The organism is Ruminiclostridium cellobioparum DSM 1351 = ATCC 15832 (assembly GCF_000621505.1).
Lineage (GTDB): Bacteria > Bacillota > Clostridia > Acetivibrionales > DSM-1351 > Ruminiclostridium > Ruminiclostridium cellobioparum.
The window spans coordinates 42345-63706 of the sequence record NZ_JHYD01000041.1 but is presented as its reverse complement, the minus strand read 5'-3'; the positions used below and the strand labels follow the sequence as shown (position 1 = coordinate 63706).

The window sequence follows — 21362 nt, the reverse complement described above, 5'->3', positions numbered from 1 at the left end:
GCTGCTTGAAAAACAAGCAGTTAATGCATTCGGATTAAAAGAGATATCCTGCGACGATATCATTCTAAAACCAAAACTGCTGAAATAGAAGCATAAAAAAGAGTTAAAACTGCGGATAGAAACCTCAATATCAACTCCCTTTCGAGTGGAATTTAGTTTTTCACAAAATCCTCCAGTCGATTGTTTGCCATGCAATTTTTTCTTCCGAGCATTTTCTGTATGTTTATTATACTATATTTGAGCAACAAAAAATATAACTCAAACACTTGATTTAATGGAATTTACTCTTCACAGCAGAATTTAAAAATGCAATGGAATTTACTTTTTCACTCAACGAAATTTTTAGCTTTTTGCTTATGTAAATATTTGGAGCTTTGCTGATGAATGTATACTGATTTCAGCTAATAGTTTACTTATGGTACTTCCGGACAACTTATGAAGATCTGCGTTATAAAAAGCTGTTGTAAGGCTATACAATATATAATTGAGATACATGCAAATATATCGCAATATCGCTCCCGTTCCAATTTCAATAAATGGATTGCTCACAAAGTACAGGCTTGAAATCTGTACTTTTAATAGAGCCTCCCATTTATTGAAGTTGCACCTCGCGCGATATTTTCCATAGTGATACATGTACTGCATTTGTTTACCTGACACAGCTTTTTAACCGTGTTTCCACATTGTAATTATTTGATTATTTTTTCCACCAGGGCATATATCTGCTCGACTGAGTCTGTGATCCGGTTTTTCGTGGCATCAGCCGCCATTTTGCTCAATATGTCCCTGTTTGATATGAGGCTGCAGATCTTATTGTATAAAAGGTCTGCGTTCAGTTCGCTTTCAAGGATCACAACAGCGCCGCCGTCTCTCTCCAGCGAGCGGGCGTTATGCTCCTGATGGTTGGCAGTCACATAGGGTGACGGTACAAGTATTGAAGGGATTCCCATGGTCTGCAGCTCACTGATTGTTATGGCTCCGGCGCGGCATATCATCAGGTCGCTGGCAGTGTATACCCTGGCAACGTCATATATATACGGTACCACCTTTACCATCTTCTTGTACTTTTCGTCAAGGCATATGGAAAGATTAATATCATTAAACTGAGCTTCACCTGTTGCAAAAATAAGATTAAACTCACCTTTGAAATGGGTATTGAGCATCTCGGCAATGGTTTCATTTATCTTCCTGGCGCCTCTGCTGCCACCCATGGCTACGATCAAAGGCTTGCCCTCAACTATGTCCAGCTGTTTTAATACCGCCTGCCGGCTGGAGTTCAAAAGCTCCTGTCTTACAGGATTTCCTGTATGGACAAGCTTGCTTTTATTTTTAAAGAATTTTTCAGCATCCTTAAAACTGACCGCTACATAGTTTACATGCTTCTCCAACAGTCTGTTTGTAACTCCCGGGAATGCATTTGATTCATGTATCAGTGTCGGTATCCCCTTTTTAGCGGCTACATAAAGAACAGGTCCGCACACATAACCTCCGGTACCTATTACAACATCAGGTTTTATTTTTTTTATAAGGCTCGAAGCCTGGAAAAAGCTCTGGGCAAGTTCTTTTACAGCCAGTACCGTATCAAATGAAAGTTTTCTCCTGAAACCTCTCACCGTTATGGTTTCAAGAGTAAAGCCCTCCCTTGGCACAAGTTTGGTTTCAAGTCCCTTTTTTGTCCCGACAAAAGTAATTTCCGCAGTGGGATTCTTTTTAAGAATATACTTTGCAATTGCTAGTCCGGGATTTATATGTCCTCCTGTCCCACCGCCCGCTATTAATACCTTCACTTTAACCTCCATGTCCCCATAATGTACATGGTCACCTTACTTGACCCGGTCAATTAGACTGATCTCAATGAATTGGCCCGAAGCGCTCCAGCGCTTATGGCACCCAGAAAAGTATTTCAATACTCTGTTATGGGGTTAAATTTATTTTAAGTGTGCCCATATTGGGCACTGTACCCTCAATATACATATATCCTGTTAACTCAGAAACGCTCATAATTCGAATACCTGGATATATTAAGCAAAATACCAACACCAAACATCAGAAAGATCAGAGATGTACCTCCTGCGCTAAAAAAAGGAAGCGATATACCTGTAGAGGGTATAGAGTTTGTGACAACTGCTACGTTAAATAATGCCTGCACTCCTATCAAAGAAGTTATACCGATAGCCATTAAACTTCCGAATACATCGGGCGCATTCATTGCCACCTTAATTCCTCTCCAGATGAATACCAGGAATAAAATTAATACAACTGCCGAGCCTAAAAATCCTAATTCCTCTGCTAAGACCGAAAATATATAGTCATTATAGGGTTCAGGGATATAAAGGTACTTCTGCATGCTTTTTCCCAATCCTCTTCCAAATATACCGCCTGACCCAATTGCTAAAAGCGAATTTACAATCTGCCAGCTTTCATTCATTTTATACTCAATATTAAAAGGATCCAGCCAGGCTTTAACCCTGTCAAATCTATACGGTGCAACTAAAACGGCCCCCACAACTGCTAGGACAACTGGAATCGCAAGTGCAACAAAATGGGATATTTTTGCTCCCGCACAAAATAAAATTATAAAACCCGTCATTGCAATAATAATAGTTCCACTCAAGTGTGGTTCGATCACAACTAATCCACAGATAAAAACAATCAATATAAGATATGGTAACAATCCTTTAGTGAAAGATTTTAGTACATCTCTACGTTTAGAAAGACTAAACGACATAAACATAATTAATGATAATTTCGCTAACTCAGAAGGTTGAAAAGTCTTTGTTCCTACCCCAAGCCATCGTTGTGCACCGTTTCTCACCTGTCCTACTCCAGGAATAAGCACCAAAATAAGCAATCCAATACTACCCATTAGGAGTATTGGCGATATCTTTCCCCATTTATGGTAGTCGAAATTCATTGTGACCGCAAGAACTATAATGCTTATTAACATATATAATAACTGCGGCTTAATTATACTAAAAGAATTTCCCACTTCCTTGACAGAAAAATAATAGCTTGAACTGAATACCATTATGGTACCTAATGAAAGTAATAATATTACTGCTGCAAATATCCAAAAGTCAAAAGGCTTTTTGTTTTTGTTTTTCATTAAATCCTCCAGCCTCATCCATGTTTCATAGCCCTGCATCACCGGAATCCATCATATTCTGATTATATGAAATTTTACGTCAATTAATTCCGGTCAGCGGCTTCAGTATGTTCCTACACCCACTACCATGAGTGATATAACGGCAAGTAAAACCGTTATTATAATAAATACGGTCACAACTTTTGTTTCCTTCCATCCCATCAACTCAAAATGATGATGAATGGGAGCCATCTTGAATATCCTTTTTCCGGTGAGCTTAAAGGAGCCGACCTGAAGTATTACCGAGATATTTTCAATAAGATATATTCCTCCGATGATAAAGAAAATAAGAGGCATTCTCATCATAATGACAATAGCGGTTAAAGCCCCTCCAAGTGCCAGGCTCCCGGTGTCACCCATAAAAACCTTTGCAGGATGTATGTTAAAGGCAAGAAAACCCAGGCACCCGCCGGCAATTGCTGCTGAAAATATCTTTATATAACCCCATTCACTGTTGGTCAGGGATACGATTGTAAAGAATATGGCAACTACAAGTGTAACTCCGGCGCAAAGGCCGTCAAGCCCATCCGTTATATTGACTCCATTGGCAAAGAAATACATAAATACTACTATAAATAAGAAGTACAGCCAGGGTTGAACCACATAATCCGTAAAGGGAATAACTATTGAACTACCTGCCTCGGTATACCTTATAACATAAAAGGCAAAAGAAACACATACCAACAGCTGCAGAAAGGTTTTCTGTCCGGCATAAAGCCCATCCTTACGCTTTTTAACCACTTTGATGAAGTCATCTATAAAGCCCACCGCCCCAAAACCTAGGGTAGCAAGCAATATTGGGATTATTTCAGGATACTCCTGCGAATAATAAAGCGCAACGGCGGTTATGGGTATTAAGAATATCAAACCACCAATTTGTGGCGTCCCGTTTTTTTTCAAATGCGATTGCGGTCCATCATCCCTTACCGTCTGTCCGAACTTCAGCCTTCTAAGGAAGGGAATCAGTATGGGACCTGCAATTATAGACAGAACAAAGGTAGCCGCAAAGGCTATAATATGTTCGGATGTTAACGAAAAAGTAAGCAATAGAACTTCCCCCTGTTTATTATTCCGGAACTGCCTGCATTTGCATTAAGCCTTCGGCAATCTGTTCCATTTTCATTCCTCTTGAACCTTTTATCAGGATGTAATCCCCCTGTCTGACGATGCTTAAAATATATTCCAGAGCGTCAGAATTATTATTAAAATGACATGTTTGTATAGCAGTATTATTTGAATCTGCAACAGCCCGGGAGATATTCCCGGAGTTTTTTCCCACTGTTATCAGATACTTTATTTTTTTGTTTCTTATGAATTTACCCACTGAGTAATGCAATTCTTCCGCTATTTCCCCCATCTCGAGCATATCTCCTAAAACGGCTATCCCTCTTGACTTTGCCGACAGCTCTTCCAGCACGTTTATAGCTGCCTGCATGGATTGGGGACTGGCATTATATGCATCATTGATAATTTTTATACCCTTGCAGGATATTATATTCTGCCTCATGTTTCCGGGACTGTACTCTGCTATGCCGTCTATAATGGTTTCCACCGGGATATTCATTTCAACACCTACAGCTATTGCTGCCAGGGCATTATATACGTTATGTACTCCCGGAACCGGCACTTTCACCCTGTAGGTATTTTTATTCCAGGTAATATTGAAGCTTGTACCCTCCTCACCCAGTGACTCATAATTTTCAGCGCTGTAATCAAGAGCTGTATCCATACCATAAAATACTGTCCTGAAACCCAGCTTTCCCCTTTGTTCCTTCAAAAGGGAATCATCACCGTTAAGTACTACAAGCCCATCCGGCTTAAGTCCCTCCAGTATTTCCAGCTTGGCCTTCAGTATACCCTGCTGTGAACCCAGTTTTTCTATATGGGAAACACCAATGTTGGTTATAACGGCAATATCAGGCTGTGTGACAGCAGTCAGCCTGCTTATCTCTCCAAAACCGCTCATCCCCATTTCAATAACCGCCGCTTCATGTTTCTCATCAAGATTCAGCAGAGTCAAGGGAAGACCAATTTCATTATTAAAATTCCCCTGTGTTTTCAGAACCTCAAATTTTTTTGACAGAACACATGCGATCATGTCCTTGGTGCTTGTTTTTCCGACACTTCCGGTTATTCCTACAACAGGAATATCATATTTGTTTCTATGCCAGGCAGCAATATCTTTTAGTGCTTTAGCAGTATCTTTTACTATTATTGCGCTGCAGCCCGCTCTCCCGGGTATTGGTTTTTGAGTGAGGCATACTGCTGCACCGCTGTCGAAGCACTGCTCTATATAATCATGCCCGTCAAATTTTTCTCCAACCAACGGTATAAATAAATTATCCTTTGCAACTTTTCTTGAATCGGTGGTGATACCGGAAAAAATTCTTTCGAAACTACCCCAGAGCAGTCTTCCGTCAACTGCCTCAATAAGCTCTGCACAGTCAAAAGATACCATTTACTTCTCCTTCCAGGTCCTGTCAGGACCTGCTGTTTATACTACGCAACACCATACAATATTGATATTTATATCAGGCTTAGGTTCTCTTCAGTTCTTCCAGCAGTTCGGCAACTACTTCCCTTTCATCAAAGTGAATGGTTTTGTCTTTGAATTGCTGGTAGGTTTCGTGACCTTTACCCGCCAAAATAATTATATCTCCATCCCGGGCATTTTCAAGTGCAAATTTTATTGCCTGCCTTCTGTCTGTAATTTTTATATATTTACCGCTGGTTTTCTGTACACCAACTTCTATGTCGTTTATTATCCTCTCAGGCTCTTCGGTTCTCGGATTATCGGAAGTAATGACAGTGAAGTCTGCAATATTTCCTGAAACAGCCCCCATTTCGGGCCTCTTTCCCCTGTCGCGGTCACCTCCGCAGCCAAAGAGACTTATGACTCTTCCGTGAGCGAACTCCCTGACTGTCGACAGCACTTTTTCAAGACTGTCGGGAGTATGGGCATAATCAATCAGAACGGAATAGTTACCGCCTGTTGCCACAGGTTCCATCCTGCCGGGTACTACCACATTTGTAAGACCGGTTTTTACATGTTCAAGGGTCACCCCGGGTATAAGACAGCAGCAGCCGATGGCCGCAAGGGCATTATAAACATTGAATTCCCCCTGCAGATTTGTTTCCACTTCTGTAGTTCCCCATGGAGATATGAGCTTGAAATAGGTATAGGCAGTCTTTTTGACTATCTCCGCCGCCCTGATGTCGGCATTTTCTCCGAAACCATAGGTATATACCTTGCATTCCGCAAGTTGGGCCATTTTCCTGCCATGTTCACTGTCTATATTTATAATGGCCTGTTTGCACATCTTGAAGAGCTTTGACTTGGCATTGAAATATTCTTCCAGTGTTGCATGTTCCCTGGGGCCTATGTGGTCTCTTGAAAAATTTGTAAACACTCCCACATCAAAATCACATCCCGCGACCCTGTGGAGTTCAAGCCCCTGAGAGGATACCTCCATTACGGTTGTATCAACCTTTTTCTCCACCATATCACTGAAAAGGCTCTGAAGATCATAGGATTCGGGTGTTGTTCTGGAGGTGTAAAGTATTTCCTCTCCAATCAGATTTGCTACGGTGCCGATCAGTCCTATTTTATGACTGGCCGCCTCCAAAATAGACTTGACCATATACGTTGTCGTAGTTTTCCCCTTGGTTCCTGTTATTCCTATCAGGTTCAGCTTTTGTGACGGATGCCCGAAAAATGCATCAGATACATGTGCAAGTCCGTATCGGGTATCTTCTATTTCTATAACAGTTATACCCTCCGGCACCTGTACCGGCTTTTGGACCAAAAAGGCCCTTGTGCCGTTTTCTATGGCATCATTGATATACTGATGACCGTCGACGACAGTACCTTCTATACAGACAAACAGGACCCCCTGTCTGGTTTTTCTTGAATCATATGCCACACCGTCTATTTCCATATCAAGCTTGCCCTGTATATTTCTTGTATTCAATCCCTTAATCAAATCACCAAGTAACAATATATTTACACCTCCATATTTGTGTTTATTTTTAGATTTTTGCCGTCAGGCATTATATTTACACCCTTAAGTGAGTATTGCAGGATAATTTCCCGTTAATCCTCAAAAATGTTCCTAAAGGTTACTTCCACAACCGCACCTTTTTTAACTGTTTTGCCTGCTTCAACCTGCTGGCTCACAGCCGTGCCTGTTCCGTTTATGTCTATATTTATACCGGCTTTCTTAAAGGCCTGTGTCGCTTCATTTATAGTTTTGTTTTTTACGTCGGGCACCATTGCCTCAGCCTCATTGGTAGGCTTGTAAGTATACAGGATTACAATTGAGTTCTCATGCAGCAGGGCTGTGGATTTAGGAGTCTGCTCCTGTACTATGGCACTCAAATCCCTGTTGCTTCCTTCTATTTTATACTCCAGTTTGTTTTGTTTCAACAGATTGATGGCTTCTTTCACAGTTTTGCCTTTGACATCGGGAACCTGGACTTCCTGTTTGAGGAGCTTCTTGTCGTCATCGGTATACTCTTTTTCAATACCTTTATAGGTCAGGATCTCATCAATGAGTTTACCTACCACAGGAGCAACCAGCACACCTCCTCCGGGATTGTATATATCCGGGTAATCCAGCACTACCAGAACGCATATTACCGGATTGTCAGTGGGTGCTATGGCTGAGAACGATACAATATATCTTTTGTTTTTACCCTGTACCATCAGCTGTTCACTTTCTCTTGTTTCTGAAGTACCGGTTTTTCCTCCGATTTTATAACCCGGTACCCGTGCGTTTTTACCTGTTCCCACATCTACAACGCCCTTGAGAATATCCTTCAGGGTATCTGAAGTCTGTCTTGAAATAACGCTCCTGACGACTTTTGGCTCGACTTTCTTTATGACATTCCCCGATTCGTCAACTACTTCCTTTACCACATGGGGAGTGATCAGATCTCCTCCGTTGGCAATTGCTCCGTAAGCTTGTATGAGCTGTATGGGAGTTATCTGGAAGCGCTGGCCGAAGGAGGCCGTTGCCATGTCAATTTCAGTGGGTTTTGTGTGAATGATACTTCCTGCCTCACCGGGGAGATCTATGCCAGTCTTCTGGTAAAAGCCGAATGCTTTTACATAGCTGTAAAACTTATCTATGCCCAGCTGCTGCGCCAGTCTTACAAAAACCGGGTTACAGGAGTTATACACACCTTCTCTGAAGGTTTCATGAAGATGTGCATTGGGCTTCCAGCAATTTATGCTGTGTCCTGCTATCTTGACGGTGGCATCGGTAACCTGGGTCTCAGGTGTGATTGCCCCTTCTTCAAGTCCTGCGGCGGCAGTAACAGGCTTAAAAGTTGATCCCGGTTCATATGTGTCAACAACTGCTTTGTTTCTCCACACTGTTTTCTGGAGGTATTGGACATCCTCTGTACTGGTTCCTGTCCAGGCGGCTTTATCCTTACCTTTGGGAGCAGCTCTCGGACTGTTGAGGTCAAAGTCCGGTTTTGAAGTCAATGCAAGCAGTTCACCGTTTCTTGGGTCCATGACTATGGCCGTTCCCCCATTGATTACATTATTGTCTGAAATAGCCTTTTCAAGCGCTTTTTCCGCAAAGTACTGTATTGTTTCATCAATGGTCAATATTACATCGTTTCCATCCTGGGGCTGAATATATTTTTCCTCACCCATTGTCAATTCCATACCGCTGGCATCAACTTCACTCAGTATTTTTCCCGGAACCCCTTTCAAATACTGCTCCATCATTTTCTCCACACCGTCAATTCCATCATTGTCTACATTGGTAAACCCGATAACATGAGCTGCCAGATTGCTGTTGGGATAAAACCTCTTTGTGTCCTCATCTACAAATATTCCGACCACATTGTTTTTTTTCTTCCACTCTCTGACCTGTGAGCCCACATCCTTATCTATTTTTTGTTTTATAAGTTCGTATTGGGTCTTCCTGTTAATTTTTTTAATTATTGTGTCCTTTTGCATCTCAAGTATCTCGGCCAGTCCGCTTGCAACCAAATCAACATCCTTATTGAGTTCTCTGACCATCTGCGGGTTTATTGTGACGGTTTCGACAGAACCGCTGACGGCAAGCGGTTTCATATTCCTATCATAAATCGTACCTCTCTTTGGGCTGATAGTACGGTTATTTGTTTGCTGTTCATATGCTTTTTGCTGATATTCCTGACCATTCGCTATTTGTATCCAGCCGATCCTAAATACCAGCAATGCTGTAAAAAAAGTGAAAACTCCAAGTATAAACAGAAGTCTCTTTTTAAGTGATATGTTTGGGCTAGCCAAAAGTCTCCCCCCTTGAGTTTTTTTGTTAAATCAATTGTATGTTACCAGTATTTATATAAATTCTTATTAATAATATTAATTGAATTTGGAATATATTATTGTTAAGTCCAAATTAATAAAAATTTACATAATAATTTAGGCTTTATACTGAAAAAACTATAGACTTAATATTGAGCATATAAATCTATAGTTAATTACCAAAATTATTCAATTCAACCGGATACTGCACAAATGCCTTATATATGTGAATATATAATCCATACATAGTATTCATATTATTCGAATATGTTCAGGAATTTCTGTATGCCTGCTCCCAATTCCTTCGCCATCAACATGAGTTTTGATTCCTGCTTTTCGGCCAGAATGATAACATCCTGTCTAGGCACACTGATATACACGATCTGGCTCTTTTCAGGAGCGTGCATGTCAAGTTTGGCTTCTGCAATATCTCTTATACTTTGTAATGACATTGCCTTTTCAATTTCAAGCGAAAGGCGGATGTTTTCATTTTGCAATGCCACATATTGCTTGCTGAGATTGTTGTTGTCATAATTCATCTGGCTTATCTGGGCATATCTCGTCATTATAACGGCGCACATGCCAAAGATCAGAAATATATTTACCATTATTCTCTTTTTTAATTTTGCATTGTTTCTGGCAACCTTTTTAGATTTAAGAACGGCATTTTGTTCATAGGGATCATAATAGTCGCTCTGGTTGACAGAGTCGGTATTAAACTGCTGTTCATGCCTGATTTTTTCAGCAGCAGAACCGTGTATATATCTGTTATTTGCCCCGGCCATTCTCCAATCCCTCCCTTTAAAGATCTTAATAACAAAATTCGTAAAGTATTGGGGGGAATCAGAAATAAATCTGATTCCCATCCATTTTTAGAAGTTTTAGCTTTTGTTTCTTAGATGGTCTTCATTGGTATTTTGTTGATTTTGTCTTTTGTTGTTTATAATTTTTTCATTTGTTAACCAGTTTGATTTTTATGCCTTTTTTTTCTTTTGTTTTTATCTTTTGTTTTTTAAAATTTTATCTTTTGTATTTTTATTGCTTTCTTTTGTGTCTTGTTAAGCTTATCCTTTGAATTTCGCTTTGCAATCTATATTAAGAACTAGATTTTTTCGAGTACTCTCAATTTTGCACTTCTGGCTCTCGGATTTTCTTCAAGCTCTTCCTCTGCCGAAATAACAGGTTTTTTGCTAACAAGCACCGCCCGTGGTGTTTTTCCGCATACACAAGCCGGAAAGGTCGAAGGACAGGTGCAGGGGTTTACTTCTTTATTGAACCGAACCTTTACTATTCTGTCTTCAAGTGAGTGGAAGGTTATTATGCAAAGTCTCCCGCCAGTCTTCAGAAGTGTCACGCATTCCCCGACAGTGTTATTCAGTATGTTCAGTTCGTCATTCACCTCGATCCTTATGGCCTGAAAAGTTCTCTTTGCAGGGTGAGGTCCGTCTCTCCTTGCCGCACTGGGTACTGCTCTTTTTATAATATCCACAAGTTCATAGGTTGTTTTCACAGGCTGCTTATTCCGGGCTTCAACGATAAATTTTGCAATCCGCGATGCCCACTTCTCTTCACCGTAATCGCGTATGATCCTGTAAATATCCTGCTCCTTGTATAGGTTTACCACCTCATATGCCGACAGTTTCGAACTGCTGTCCATCCGCATATCCAATGGCGCATCCTGCTGGTAACTGAACCCCCTTGACGCCTCATCAAGCTGGTGTGAAGAAACTCCCAGATCGAGCAGAATTCCGTCCACCTGATCTATTCCCAGCTGCCTGCAGGTTTCAGTGATATTTTTAAAGTTTGTGTTCACCACCTTGAACTTTGTTTCTGAACCTATTTGTTCAAGGCGTTTTGTGGATGTCTCCACTGCAAATGTATCCTGATCCAAACCGATGAGCATTCCCTCCGGACCCAATCTTTTATATATTTCCGACGAATGTCCCGCACCTCCGATGGTACCATCCACATAAATGCCGTCGGGTCTTATATTCAGATATTCAATACATTCATCAAGCAATACCGATTTGTGTTTAAATTCCATTTCTCACCTCAAGACGTACTTTTAAGATTTTAACCGGATATATTCATACAATCCGATCAATATCATATTCCCAGCAAGGACATCTTTTCTGCAATCTTGTCGGCACTCATATTATCATCACTGTTGTAGTTTTTCCAGGTAGTCTTATTCCAAATTTCAACCCTTGAAGAAACTCCTATGATAGCTATGTCCTTTTCAAGCACTGCATATTCGCGTAAATTCTGCGGAATAAGTATTCTTCCCTGCTTGTCAACCTCACATTCGGTCGCTCCCGAGAAAAAAAATCTTATGAAGGCACGTACATCTTTATCGGTGAACGGAAGTGTTTTCAATTTGTTTTCAAGGCTTGTCCATTCTTCCGAAGAGTACGCAAACAAACAGCTGTCAAGTCCCTTGGTTAATATGAACTTTTCACCCAGGCCCTCTCTGAATTTTGAGGGCACAATAACTCGTCCTTTTGGGTCAACCGTATGCTGGTACTCACCATAAAACAAATTTCACACCTCACACTCCCAGGTCAATAAATAAAAGAATTGCTATTTTTTATAATCAGCCTGGTTTTTCCCTCCACTTCACACCACTTCTCACCACTTATATGGATATTTTATTTCAAAATAGATATTTTATCAATGTTTTTTTGAAAAAAAATAAAAGACGGGTTAAATAACCCGTCTTTACTAGGACCAAAGTACTAGTGTCTGTAATATTTAAAACGTATAAGGCAATATATGAATCGGATGCTTACAGAACGCTGATATTTCCTTATGAAGAATTAAAATTTCCCCGTTTCCGCCTTAGTGAAACACTAAGTACGATGCCCACAGCCATAAAGTTTGCAAGCATTGCAGTACCACCCTGACTCACAAATGGCAGAGGAAGTCCTGTTACCGGAAGCAGTCCCATACTCATCCCAATATTTTCTATAAAATTAAAACCCATCATACCGGCCACACCTATACATACAAATGAGCCGTAAGAATCACTGGCATTCTTTGAAATATAGATGATCCTCAATAAAATAAGCAATCCCAGCAATATGATAATGCATCCGCCTATGAAACCCAATTCCTCCCCTACCACCGAAAAGATAAAATCGGATTCATTTACCGGAACACTGCCGCTCTGGGTTTGAAGCCCGCTTCCATAACCCTGTCCGAATAGCCTGCCCGACCCTATGGCCAGCTTTGACCTGATGACATTATATCCTCCGCCCTGGGGATCCCTTTCAGGTGATATAAAAGTCAGAATTCTGTTCCTCCTGTTTTCATTAAGCACATACACCCAAATAAAGGGCAGTGAAAGCCCGGCAACTCCCAGCAGAATGAATATATACCGGTAAGGTATGCCCGCTATATAAATGAACAGGAAGAATATAAATACAAAAACCATGGCTGTTCCAAGGTCCTTTTGAAGCAGCACGAAACCTATTGCAACACATGAATATGCCAAAAACTTCAGTATGTCAGCCTTGTTTTTTTCCGGACTGTCCTTGATACGCTCCAGAAATACCGAAGCCAGTATTATGTACGCTATTTTGGCATATTCCGAAGGCTGGACACTCATACCTGCAATAGAAATCCAGTTTTTATTCCCCAGCTCTTCACCGCTTCCAAAGAATAATACCAAAACCATCAAGCCCATGGCACCAAAGAATATAAACAGGCTGAGCACCTTTAAATCCTTATAGTCTATAGCACTCAGTATCAGGCACAGAGCCACACCCATTATCAAACCCAGTACTTGAGGTTTGAGCAAACTCGGCCTGTCCTTTACGGCACTGCTGAAGACTACCAGTCCTATGGCCGCCAGTATCAATACAAGGCCGAACAACAGGTAATCAAATCTTTTATAAGGATTTGTTGTTTTTGACTTCTCAACAAATAACATTCTTCACCGCCTATTTATCTTCTGTTTCTTTTATATCTTCTGGTTCTTCTGGTTCTTTTGGTTCTTTTGGTTCTTTTGGTTCTTTTGGTTCTTTTGGTTCTTTTGGTTCTTTTGGTTCTTTTGCTTCTTCTTTATCTGCTCTATCCTCTTGGGGCTCCTGACTGCTGTCGTCAGCTCCCCCAACAGCGTCCCGGGCTTTTTGAGTACTGTCCTCTTTTTCATGGACCTCGTCTTCATCCATGATTTTTAAGATGCTTGCATATCCGCTCTGCCCAATCTCGACATCATCAAAACTGTTCTTAATTTTTATTCTCTTGTATATTACAATTATCGAAAATACTATTACGAATATTATTGAAAGCAATTGTGACACTCTTAAGCTGCCCAGCATGAGACTGTCAGTCCTGAGTCCTTCGATTACCGCTCTTCCGATGCCATAGGTTATGAAGTACAGACAGAAGATCTCACCGTTGAATTTTTTCTTTTTCCTCATTTGAAGCAGGAAGATAAAGACGGCTATATCCCAAAGCGACTCGTATAAAAAAGTGGGATGTACCGGCAGGTCAGGATTTATATTCATCCCACCGTTCTGCAAATTCTGCAGATAAGCTCTGACGGTGGGACTTGTCATTCCCCATGGCAGGTTTGTATTTGTTCCGAAAGCTTCCTGATTGAAGAAATTGCCCCAGCGGCCTATGGCCTGTCCAAGCGCTACATAGGGTATGGCAAAATCGAAAAGCTTAAAGGTGGGTATCTTTTTATACCTGGCTACAAAATAAGCTGTGATGACTGCACCGATAATTCCGCCCAAAATGGCCAGCCCGCCGTTTCGTGTGTTGAATATCTGCTTAAGGTCGTACTTATAATTGTCCCAGCTGAATATGACAAAGTACAGGCGGGCACAGATTATAGCAATTGGTGCCGCAAACAGCATAAGATCAATAATGGTCTCGGGCACCAGATCAAATTTCCTGGAATCTCTCATAGCCCACAGCACACATATGAAGAATGCCAGTGCTATAATAATGCCGTACCAGTATATAGATATGCCGAATACTTTAAAGGCTTCCCTTGATATGTCAAAATCCAGTCCCATGTTGGGGAAACTTACAGTTACTCTATCATCCATGATAACCTCCACATAATACTATTTATTTTACCGAGACAAATAACGGGTCAATTTATGATAGCTGCTGCTTATCCATCCCTTTGACTACCGATAATGCCATACGGTCAATATCAAAATGCTTATCAAAGACCTCAGTAATATAATCAAAATTCATTTTATCATAAACATCTAAATAATCAAATAATGTTACACCTTTGAAATATAAATTTATGAAACTTCTTGCTATGCTTTCCACCGAATTCATCTGTCTCAGGAATCTTCCCTTTGATGCCTTCAGCAGTCTGTCGAAGGTCTCGGGCTTCAGGCCGTCATTTCTCAGCTTTTTTATTTCTCTTACAAGGCTTTCCTGTACAGCCCGGGGATTAACCGATTCCCCTCCCAGCATGGAATATGCATAACTGTTCTCTATGGTAAAATCCGATTCGAAGCTTGAGTTGATCAATCCCTTGTCATACAGCTCACCGTACAGTTCTGAACTCCTGCCTATCATCATTGATATGAGCAGCTTGACGGCCAGTTCATACTTGATGATTTCAGGGCCCTCCAGCTTGTAATTGCCGTCTTTAAAACCCATGTAGAAAAGAGGTGTCGGCACCGGCATATTTTGTTCCACATAAGCCTTATGCAGTTCATTGCCCTCCTCAGGATATATCCGCTTTATTTCTCCATGGCTTTCCCCGGCTTCAATGTTCCTTTCAACCTGCTCAAACACCTCTTCCCGGTCCACATCACCTACTACGGTGATCACCATATTTGAAGGGTGATAAAAGGTTTCATAGCACTTATAAAGCGTATCCCTTGTTATATTGGCGATACTTTCTATTGAACCGGCGATATCCTTCTTTACAGGATGCTTTTTGTAAAAGGCATCCAGAAGGTTGAAGGTTACCCTCCAGCCCGGGTCATCGCGGTACATGTTGATTTCCTGCCCAATTATGCCCTTTTCCCTCTCGACACTTTCTTCAGTAATGTAGGGGTTTTGAACAAAATTTAAAAGCAGTTCAAAGTTCTCTTTAAACAAATCGGTACATGAAAATAAATAAACGGTTTGAGTAAAGCTTGTAAATGCATTTGGCCTTGACCCCAATGCGGCAAACTTATCCATGACGCTCCCATCCTTTTGCTCAAAAAGCTTGTGCTCAAGGAAGTGGGCAATTCCGTCGGGAACTTTCGTGGGTTCGGAATCTCCGGGTATGATAAACTTATTGTCCACAGAACCGTAATGTGTCGAAAAGGTGGCATGTTTTTTGTAATAACCCTTTTTCGGGATTACGATACAATTTAATCCACTGCTGTGTTCATACCTGTACATTACTTCGTCATATTTCTTAAACTCAAGGGTTTCATATCTCATACTCAATCTCCATTTCCGCCGTCCGTCAGCGTATAATCAACGTCCATCGTCATAATTCGAATAAAACTGTTATCACACCGCTTCAGCCTCCTGAGAGGTCAGGAAGTATACAGTATCAAGCTGAATTTTGCCTGTTACATTTATAACATCCTGTTTGGTCACTCTCCGTATCTTGGCCAGAATCCCTTCAAAGGTGTCGTGTGTCTGGGATACCAGCTGGCTGAAATTGAAATCCACCACCTGCAATTGGCTGTCCTTGAGGGAATGGATTCCCGTCTCAAGAGATTTGATGGTTGCCTCAAACTCGTAGTCCGATATCTTTCCTGCTCTGATAGCCTCCAGTTGTTCCATTATCAAGTCTTTTGCATGGTCCTTTTCTTTAAATTCAATGCCGCTTCCTATGATCATCAAACCTTTGAATTTTTCAAGACCGGCGAAGATGTAATACGCCAATCCGGCTTTTTCCCTGACATTCTGAAACAGCTTGGAATGCATGCCTCCGCCCAAAATACCGCTGTAAACCATCAATGCATAGTAATCATCCTCTTTTGGGGTTATATTGGTCCTAAAGCCCAATGAGAGCTTTCCCTGGGTGACATCCATTTTATCTTCAAAATATTCAACTTTATCTATATACTTTTTAACAATACCTGTGGTCAGCCCCTTGGTTACACCTCTGTCAATACTGCCGACCCTGTTCTTCAGATATTCCATGTCGCTCTCATCCAATTCACCCGTTATAAAAATATCTGCCGGAAGGGTGGTTACTTTTTCTTTATAATGCTTATACAATTCTTCTGCAGTTATGACCTCTATCTGGCCGGCAGTACCGTATTCATAAAGTCCGAAGGGCTCCTCCCGGCACATGAGCTCATAGCATCTTTCCATGGAGTATTGCACCTTGTCATTGGTTCTGCTTTCTATAAGCATCTTCAGATTGGTCTTCTCCTGTTCAACATACTGAGGATTGAAGGAGCCGTCTTTCAAGGCCGGTCTGTAGATGATATCAAGCAGAAATTCCAGAGCGCCTTCAAAATTACTTTTTTCGGCATTGGCATATTTATCGGACAGATATTCAAAATAGAAATGAATTATCTGCCTTTCACCTTTTTTCCCGACGCCGCAGTCAAATACCGCCCCATACAGTTCTTCAAGATATAGATTAATGTCTTTCAGGGTAGGGAGCTTATGAGTACCTCTTCTGAGTACTGAAGGAAAAAGTGCATTTAACGCTACGGTATTTTTGTTAAGGTTATCCTGGAAAAAAATATTTATGGTGTTTGTCTTGAACCGTCTTGATTTTATATTATAGACAGTAATGCCATTTACTTCAAATAACTTGTTAAGATTCTCCTGAGACCTTGCGGTATCTGTCATATTCATCTCCACTTCCGGCAGAAAACCTTTTAAATGGATATCCCGCCTTTTATTTTAATAGATTGATGTTATCCTTACCAAAGTCAATTACGATTGAAAAGCCTTCGCCTTTCAGCCGTAATTGACTTTCCAGAATTTCAAAAATTAAGCATCCATATATAGTATAATAAAAAAAATCGTATATATTCAATATAAACACAAATACTATCCTTTGATAAAATCTTATTTCGGAATTTTATAAGGAGGTATTTATGAATACAAAAAATAGAAAATATGCACGGCCCTCAAAAAGACGAACCTCAAGCACCGTATATGAAAATGAAGATACGGAATTTACACTTTCAACTACCGCGGCAATCGGGATTCTGGGCGGAACCTTTCTTGTGGGGGTGGCGGCTGGAAAACTTGTGGATATGTGCAGGAAATGGTAAAAAGGAGTGATGCAGACCACTATGACAATTGCAATACATGTCAGAGATAAAAAAATGCTCCCGTACAAACTTTAATAAATGGATTGCTCACAAAGCATATGCTTGAAATTTGTACGGCTCATCACAAGTATATTTAGCTGTCGCAGAACACTCAACATCCTGTTTCGGGGTTCCTGCTCAAATCGGCTTCCTGCCGATTTGCCAGCAAAATACTTGTGCTTCACCTGCAATTTCAGGCATATACTTTTAATGGAGCTGCCCATTTATTAAAGTTAAACTGAGCACCAATCAGTAATTTATGTATTACAATTGCTTTAGTTTGAAAACGGTCTTTTCAATTTGTATATTTTTTACACGTAAATTATGTGCTTCTTATTCATATCTCAAGGATTCTATCGGATCAAGGTCGGCTGCCCTCTTGGCGGGATATACTCCAAATAGCAGTCCAAGAGCTACCGAGCCAAGGAACGCAAGAATAACAACGGTAACATCGACAGTGGGAGGTATTTTAATGGCAGAAGAAATGACAAAGCCCGCCAGTATACCCAGTATTATTCCCACTGTTCCGCTCAATCCGGTCAAAATAATTGATTCTGTTATGAACTGGAAGATAATATCTCTTTTTCTTGCTCCAAGTGCCTTTCGGACGCCGATTTCCCTGATACGTTCGGTAACCGAAACCAACAGTATGTTGACTATTCCTATACCGCCCACCACCAGTGTGATGACGGCAACCACCAGCAATACCGATGATACTATACCAAGCACTGAGTTAAGCTGCTCCTGTACTTCGGACAGGAATTGTACATAATACTTATCCTTGTTGCCATGCTTCTGTTCAAGAATCCGTATAACCTTATCGGCTATTTTTTTAAGATCTTCCTTATCCTTGGATTCAACGGTAGCATACATGTAATTCAGCTGATCCGACCAGGGATAGTAAGCCTGCAAGGTAGTCAGGGGAATGGTCAGTGAAACACTTTGACTTTCATAGGACATCATATCCCCAAAAATTGAGTCCTCGGCCTTGGTGACTCCGATTACCGTTAAATTCATGGAGCTTCCCGAACCTAATTTTACTCTAAGTTTTTGTCCTATGGGATTTTCATTTTTAAAATTGGCTCTGGCAAAATCCTCATTAATTACAACCACATTTGATCTGAGGGAGTTGTCAATATCATTGATCATTCTGCCCTGAGCCATGTCAGTGGGCATGATGTCCTTGTACTGTGAGGAAATACCGGTTATATTTGCATTCCTGGTCTTGTCGCCAAGCCTGATGGTACCGGATCTTCCCATGGAGGTACCCACGTTTTTAATCTCCTCTACCTTGGCAATTGCCTTCATGTCATCGTTTTGCAATACATCATTTGAATTAATGGTGCCTGACTTGTATGATACGGCTAACACGTTAGCCCCTATTTTTGCAAATTCGTTATCCATGTAGCTCTGGGTTGCATTTCCTATGGCAACTATGGTGATAACCGAAAATACACCCATTACAATACCTATCATTGTCAGTATGGACCGGAGCTTATTTGCCCGAAGACTGGATAACGCCTGCTTGAAGCTTTCAATAATATTCATTATTTACCTCATCCCTTATCTTCGACTAATTTGACTCTGGCTCCATCTTTAAATGTGGACTTTGGATTCATTACGACAAGATCCCCCTCTTTGATATCTCCGGATTTGATTTCTCCCTTCATATCTGAAGTGGTTCCAACTTCTACAGGTACCTTGTGCATGGTTTGTTTATCCTTGCTCAGAACGTAAACAAAGTTTTTGCCGTCCTTGTCAGGGCTGAGCATATCAAGCTGCAATGTCAGTATATTTTTTATATCCACCGTTTTAATATCACAATTGACGGTGATACCCGGCTTAATTACCTCAGTGATGTTATCTATACTTACGGTTACCTGTATAACCGTTTCCTGTGTACCTGTACTATTGGTGTTCGTACTTGCCACAGGGGAAACACTCTCAACCTTTCCTGTGATCTTATCGGTTTCAGGTATGGAATCTCCGGTAATATCTACACTCTGTCCCGGCTGCATCATCTTGGCGTTATATTCATTGATATTGAGCTTGACTTCCAGCTTGTCAGGGTTAACCAGGGTAAATACCGGCTGCGCATTTGGTGTGAAGGAACCCTCGGTAACATTGACATGTGTTGCCACACCGTCCATGGTGGCATACATGGCATCATTGTACTTCTTGATTTTGTTTTCCAGGTCCTTTATGGTCAGTGCACTGTTCTCAATGGCCAGTTCCTGGCTTTGTATGTCTATTTGCTTGGTACTGGTTGATTTTGAAGCCGTATTGACATTTTCTTTTTCATTTTCAACCTTAAGCTTTGCATTCTTTAATGCCTCTTCTGCATCTTTTACCTTATTTTCAGCCAGGTCCAAATCATTCTTGGATTTATCACCCATTTCATAAAGGGATTTGGTATTGTCTCTATCCTTTATTGCATTATCCAGGGTTCTTTGAGCTGATGTGACACTGCTTTCGGCAGCCTTAAGTCCGTTTTGGGCTGTAGCAACACTTACTGCGGTATCTGTGAGCTTCAGCTTCTGTAATGCAAGTTCCTGGGTCTTCTTCTGGAGTTTGGCCTGGTCCAGCTGCAGGTTCAATGTATCAAAATCAAAATCTGCCAGCTTCTGGCCTTTTTTTACTATATCGTTTTGCTTGACATACAATTTAGTGACTTTTACAGGCGTATCCAGGTATATTTCCGACTTTTCAACCTCTGTTACCGTTCCGTTTGCAGAAATAGCCGAACTGATATCATCTTTTTTAATCTCGGCAGCACTCACCGAAAATACAGGTCCCGAGCCGACTGCCCCGGAATTCCTAATAATACTGGCTGCAATCACTGCAATAACCAGTACTCCAACACATATCCCAATAACTATTTTCTTTTTCATCGTTTAAAATTACCCCCAATTATGTACTATTTCAATAACGCGGCAGCTTTGATTTCACTGTAGCCTGTAAATACGGCATAAACTATAAGTACAAGCACCATAATCAGATATGCCTTCTTCTTGTCCATTTTGCTCACAATGGCTATACCAATGGCATTTACCACCAACTGCCATATGTAGAACACCTCTACAACCTTTGCCACACCGTATATGAAGCTCCCTTTAATTTCGGGCAAAAGAGAAGCCAAACTGGTGTATGTAACGTCGGTATATGTTCCGGTTATATAAATTACCGCAACAGTTACGATGGTACCCAAAACAGATATTACCGACGAATATCCAAGAACAGACAGGATCTGCTTATAACTTGCCTGACCTTTAAATATCTTTGTAACCAGCCATATGACCAGTGCCTGTATCAGAAACATGCCACCGGCCATAATGCCGCCCATGATAGGTGTCGAAATTGCCGAAATGTTCACAACCTGATCAAGCAGTTCGGGCGTCATTTGCTGTGCCGTATTGGCAGCCGTCATTTCCATTGTAGTTCTCAAATACTCCTTGAACATTGGAAATGTGCCGTACATCAATATAACCGGTGCGAGAACATTCAATATGATACCCAGAAGGACCCTCGGCTTCTGTTCAAGATCATTCATTAACCTCTCAGGCGAAAAAATAGCACCGGCAATTCGCTGAAATACATTCAGCCTTGGCAAGGTATTGCTTTGCTGTTCAATTACTAAATCATCGTTCAT

17 protein-coding genes are annotated in these 21362 nt (G+C 41.0%); 1 reads left to right on the top strand and 16 read right to left on the bottom strand.

Going from position 1 to position 21362, the window contains the following annotated elements:
- Positions 1-689: 689 nt before the first annotated feature.
- The 13 genes from murG to yfmF all read right to left on the bottom strand — a co-directional run bounded on the left by murG (position 690) and on the right by yfmF (position 17243).
- Complete coding sequence (murG, locus tag T344_RS0115860; RefSeq protein WP_027629532.1) at positions 690-1787, bottom strand: undecaprenyldiphospho-muramoylpentapeptide beta-N-acetylglucosaminyltransferase; 1098 nt, start codon at positions 1785-1787, stop codon at positions 690-692.
- A gap of 200 nt (positions 1788-1987) precedes the next feature.
- On the bottom strand, positions 1988-3106 hold the full coding sequence (gene ftsW / locus T344_RS0115855; RefSeq protein WP_027629531.1) for a putative lipid II flippase FtsW: 1119 nt from the start codon (positions 3104-3106) through the stop codon (positions 1988-1990).
- A gap of 102 nt (positions 3107-3208) precedes the next feature.
- The gene (gene mraY, locus T344_RS0115850) at positions 3209-4192 is read right to left on the bottom strand and encodes a phospho-N-acetylmuramoyl-pentapeptide-transferase (RefSeq protein WP_027629530.1); all 984 of its coding nucleotides are present in this window, start codon (positions 4190-4192) and stop codon (positions 3209-3211) included.
- A 19-nt stretch (positions 4193-4211) separates the two neighbouring features.
- Positions 4212-5603, bottom strand: coding sequence for a UDP-N-acetylmuramoyl-tripeptide--D-alanyl-D-alanine ligase (locus tag T344_RS0115845; protein WP_027629529.1), 1392 nt, complete (start codon positions 5601-5603; stop codon positions 4212-4214).
- Positions 5604-5682: 79 nt separating this feature from the next.
- On the bottom strand, positions 5683-7143 hold the full coding sequence (locus T344_RS0115840) for a UDP-N-acetylmuramoyl-L-alanyl-D-glutamate--2,6-diaminopimelate ligase (protein WP_027629528.1): 1461 nt from the start codon (positions 7141-7143) through the stop codon (positions 5683-5685).
- Between the two features lie 95 nt (positions 7144-7238).
- Positions 7239-9434 carry a PASTA domain-containing penicillin-binding protein gene (locus T344_RS0115835; RefSeq protein WP_027629527.1) on the bottom strand — a complete coding sequence of 732 codons (2196 nt, stop codon included), beginning with the start codon at positions 9432-9434 and terminating at the stop codon, positions 7239-7241.
- Between the two features lie 275 nt (positions 9435-9709).
- Entirely contained in the window at positions 9710-10237 is a 528-nt protein-coding gene (locus T344_RS0115830; protein WP_027629526.1) for an FtsB/FtsL family cell division protein, read from the bottom strand.
- Between the two features lie 317 nt (positions 10238-10554).
- Positions 10555-11496, bottom strand: a complete 942-nt coding sequence (gene rsmH / locus T344_RS0115825; RefSeq protein WP_027629525.1) for a 16S rRNA (cytosine(1402)-N(4))-methyltransferase RsmH — start codon at positions 11494-11496, stop codon at positions 10555-10557.
- 62 nt (positions 11497-11558) lie between these two features.
- Positions 11559-11990, bottom strand: coding sequence for a division/cell wall cluster transcriptional repressor MraZ (gene mraZ / locus T344_RS0115820; RefSeq protein WP_027629524.1), 432 nt, complete (start codon positions 11988-11990; stop codon positions 11559-11561).
- A 268-nt stretch (positions 11991-12258) separates the two neighbouring features.
- Positions 12259-13383, bottom strand: a complete 1125-nt coding sequence (gene rodA, locus T344_RS0115815) for a rod shape-determining protein RodA (protein ID WP_027629523.1) — start codon at positions 13381-13383, stop codon at positions 12259-12261.
- Between the two features lie 10 nt (positions 13384-13393).
- The gene (gene lgt, locus T344_RS28435; protein ID WP_242842094.1) at positions 13394-14512 is read right to left on the bottom strand and encodes a prolipoprotein diacylglyceryl transferase; all 1119 of its coding nucleotides are present in this window, start codon (positions 14510-14512) and stop codon (positions 13394-13396) included.
- A gap of 52 nt (positions 14513-14564) precedes the next feature.
- On the bottom strand, positions 14565-15866 hold the full coding sequence (yfmH, locus tag T344_RS0115805) for an EF-P 5-aminopentanol modification-associated protein YfmH (protein WP_027629522.1): 1302 nt from the start codon (positions 15864-15866) through the stop codon (positions 14565-14567).
- Positions 15867-15938: 72 nt separating this feature from the next.
- Positions 15939-17243 (bottom strand): EF-P 5-aminopentanol modification-associated protein YfmF, encoded by a 1305-nt coding sequence (gene yfmF / locus T344_RS0115800; protein WP_027629521.1) that lies wholly within the window; start codon positions 17241-17243, stop codon positions 15939-15941.
- Positions 17244-17494: 251 nt separating this feature from the next.
- Between yfmF and T344_RS0115795 the strand changes: the two genes are divergently transcribed.
- The gene (locus T344_RS0115795; protein WP_027629520.1) at positions 17495-17674 is read left to right on the top strand and encodes a hypothetical protein; all 180 of its coding nucleotides are present in this window, start codon (positions 17495-17497) and stop codon (positions 17672-17674) included.
- A gap of 372 nt (positions 17675-18046) precedes the next feature.
- Here T344_RS0115795 and T344_RS0115790 read toward each other — a convergent pair whose 3' ends face one another.
- Genes T344_RS0115790 through yknW form a run of 3 tightly spaced genes read right to left on the bottom strand, consistent with a single transcriptional unit; the run spans position 18047 to position 21362 of the window.
- The gene (locus T344_RS0115790; RefSeq protein ID WP_027629519.1) at positions 18047-19261 is read right to left on the bottom strand and encodes an ABC transporter permease; all 1215 of its coding nucleotides are present in this window, start codon (positions 19259-19261) and stop codon (positions 18047-18049) included.
- An 8-nt stretch (positions 19262-19269) separates the two neighbouring features.
- Positions 19270-20604, bottom strand: coding sequence for an HlyD family secretion protein (locus tag T344_RS0115785; protein WP_027629518.1), 1335 nt, complete (start codon positions 20602-20604; stop codon positions 19270-19272).
- A 26-nt stretch (positions 20605-20630) separates the two neighbouring features.
- Positions 20631-21362, bottom strand: coding sequence for a YknW family membrane protein (yknW, locus tag T344_RS0115780; protein WP_027629517.1), 732 nt, complete (start codon positions 21360-21362; stop codon positions 20631-20633).

Excerpts from the sequence above, each read along its gene's own strand:
- ftsW (WP_027629531.1), bottom strand. The coding sequence starts at position 3,106 with ATGAAAAACAAAAACAAAAAGCCTTTTGACTTTTGGATATTTGCAGCA.
- T344_RS0115845 (WP_027629529.1), bottom strand. The coding sequence starts at position 5,603 with ATGGTATCTTTTGACTGTGCAGAGCTTATTGAGGCAGTTGACGGAAGA.
- T344_RS0115830 (WP_027629526.1), bottom strand. The coding sequence starts at position 10,237 with ATGGCCGGGGCAAATAACAGATATATACACGGTTCTGCTGCTGAAAAA.
- rsmH (WP_027629525.1), bottom strand. The coding sequence starts at position 11,496 with ATGGAATTTAAACACAAATCGGTATTGCTTGATGAATGTATTGAATAT.
- rodA (WP_027629523.1), bottom strand. The coding sequence starts at position 13,383 with ATGTTATTTGTTGAGAAGTCAAAAACAACAAATCCTTATAAAAGATTT.
- lgt (WP_242842094.1), bottom strand. The coding sequence starts at position 14,512 with ATGGATGATAGAGTAACTGTAAGTTTCCCCAACATGGGACTGGATTTT.
- yfmH (WP_027629522.1), bottom strand. The coding sequence starts at position 15,866 with ATGAGATATGAAACCCTTGAGTTTAAGAAATATGACGAAGTAATGTAC.
- yfmF (WP_027629521.1), bottom strand. The coding sequence starts at position 17,243 with ATGACAGATACCGCAAGGTCTCAGGAGAATCTTAACAAGTTATTTGAA.
- T344_RS0115795 (WP_027629520.1), top strand. The coding sequence starts at position 17,495 with ATGAATACAAAAAATAGAAAATATGCACGGCCCTCAAAAAGACGAACC.
- T344_RS0115790 (WP_027629519.1), bottom strand. The coding sequence starts at position 19,261 with ATGAATATTATTGAAAGCTTCAAGCAGGCGTTATCCAGTCTTCGGGCA.
- T344_RS0115785 (WP_027629518.1), bottom strand. The coding sequence starts at position 20,604 with ATGAAAAAGAAAATAGTTATTGGGATATGTGTTGGAGTACTGGTTATT.
- yknW (WP_027629517.1), bottom strand. The coding sequence starts at position 21,362 with ATGAACGATGATTTAGTAATTGAACAGCAAAGCAATACCTTGCCAAGG.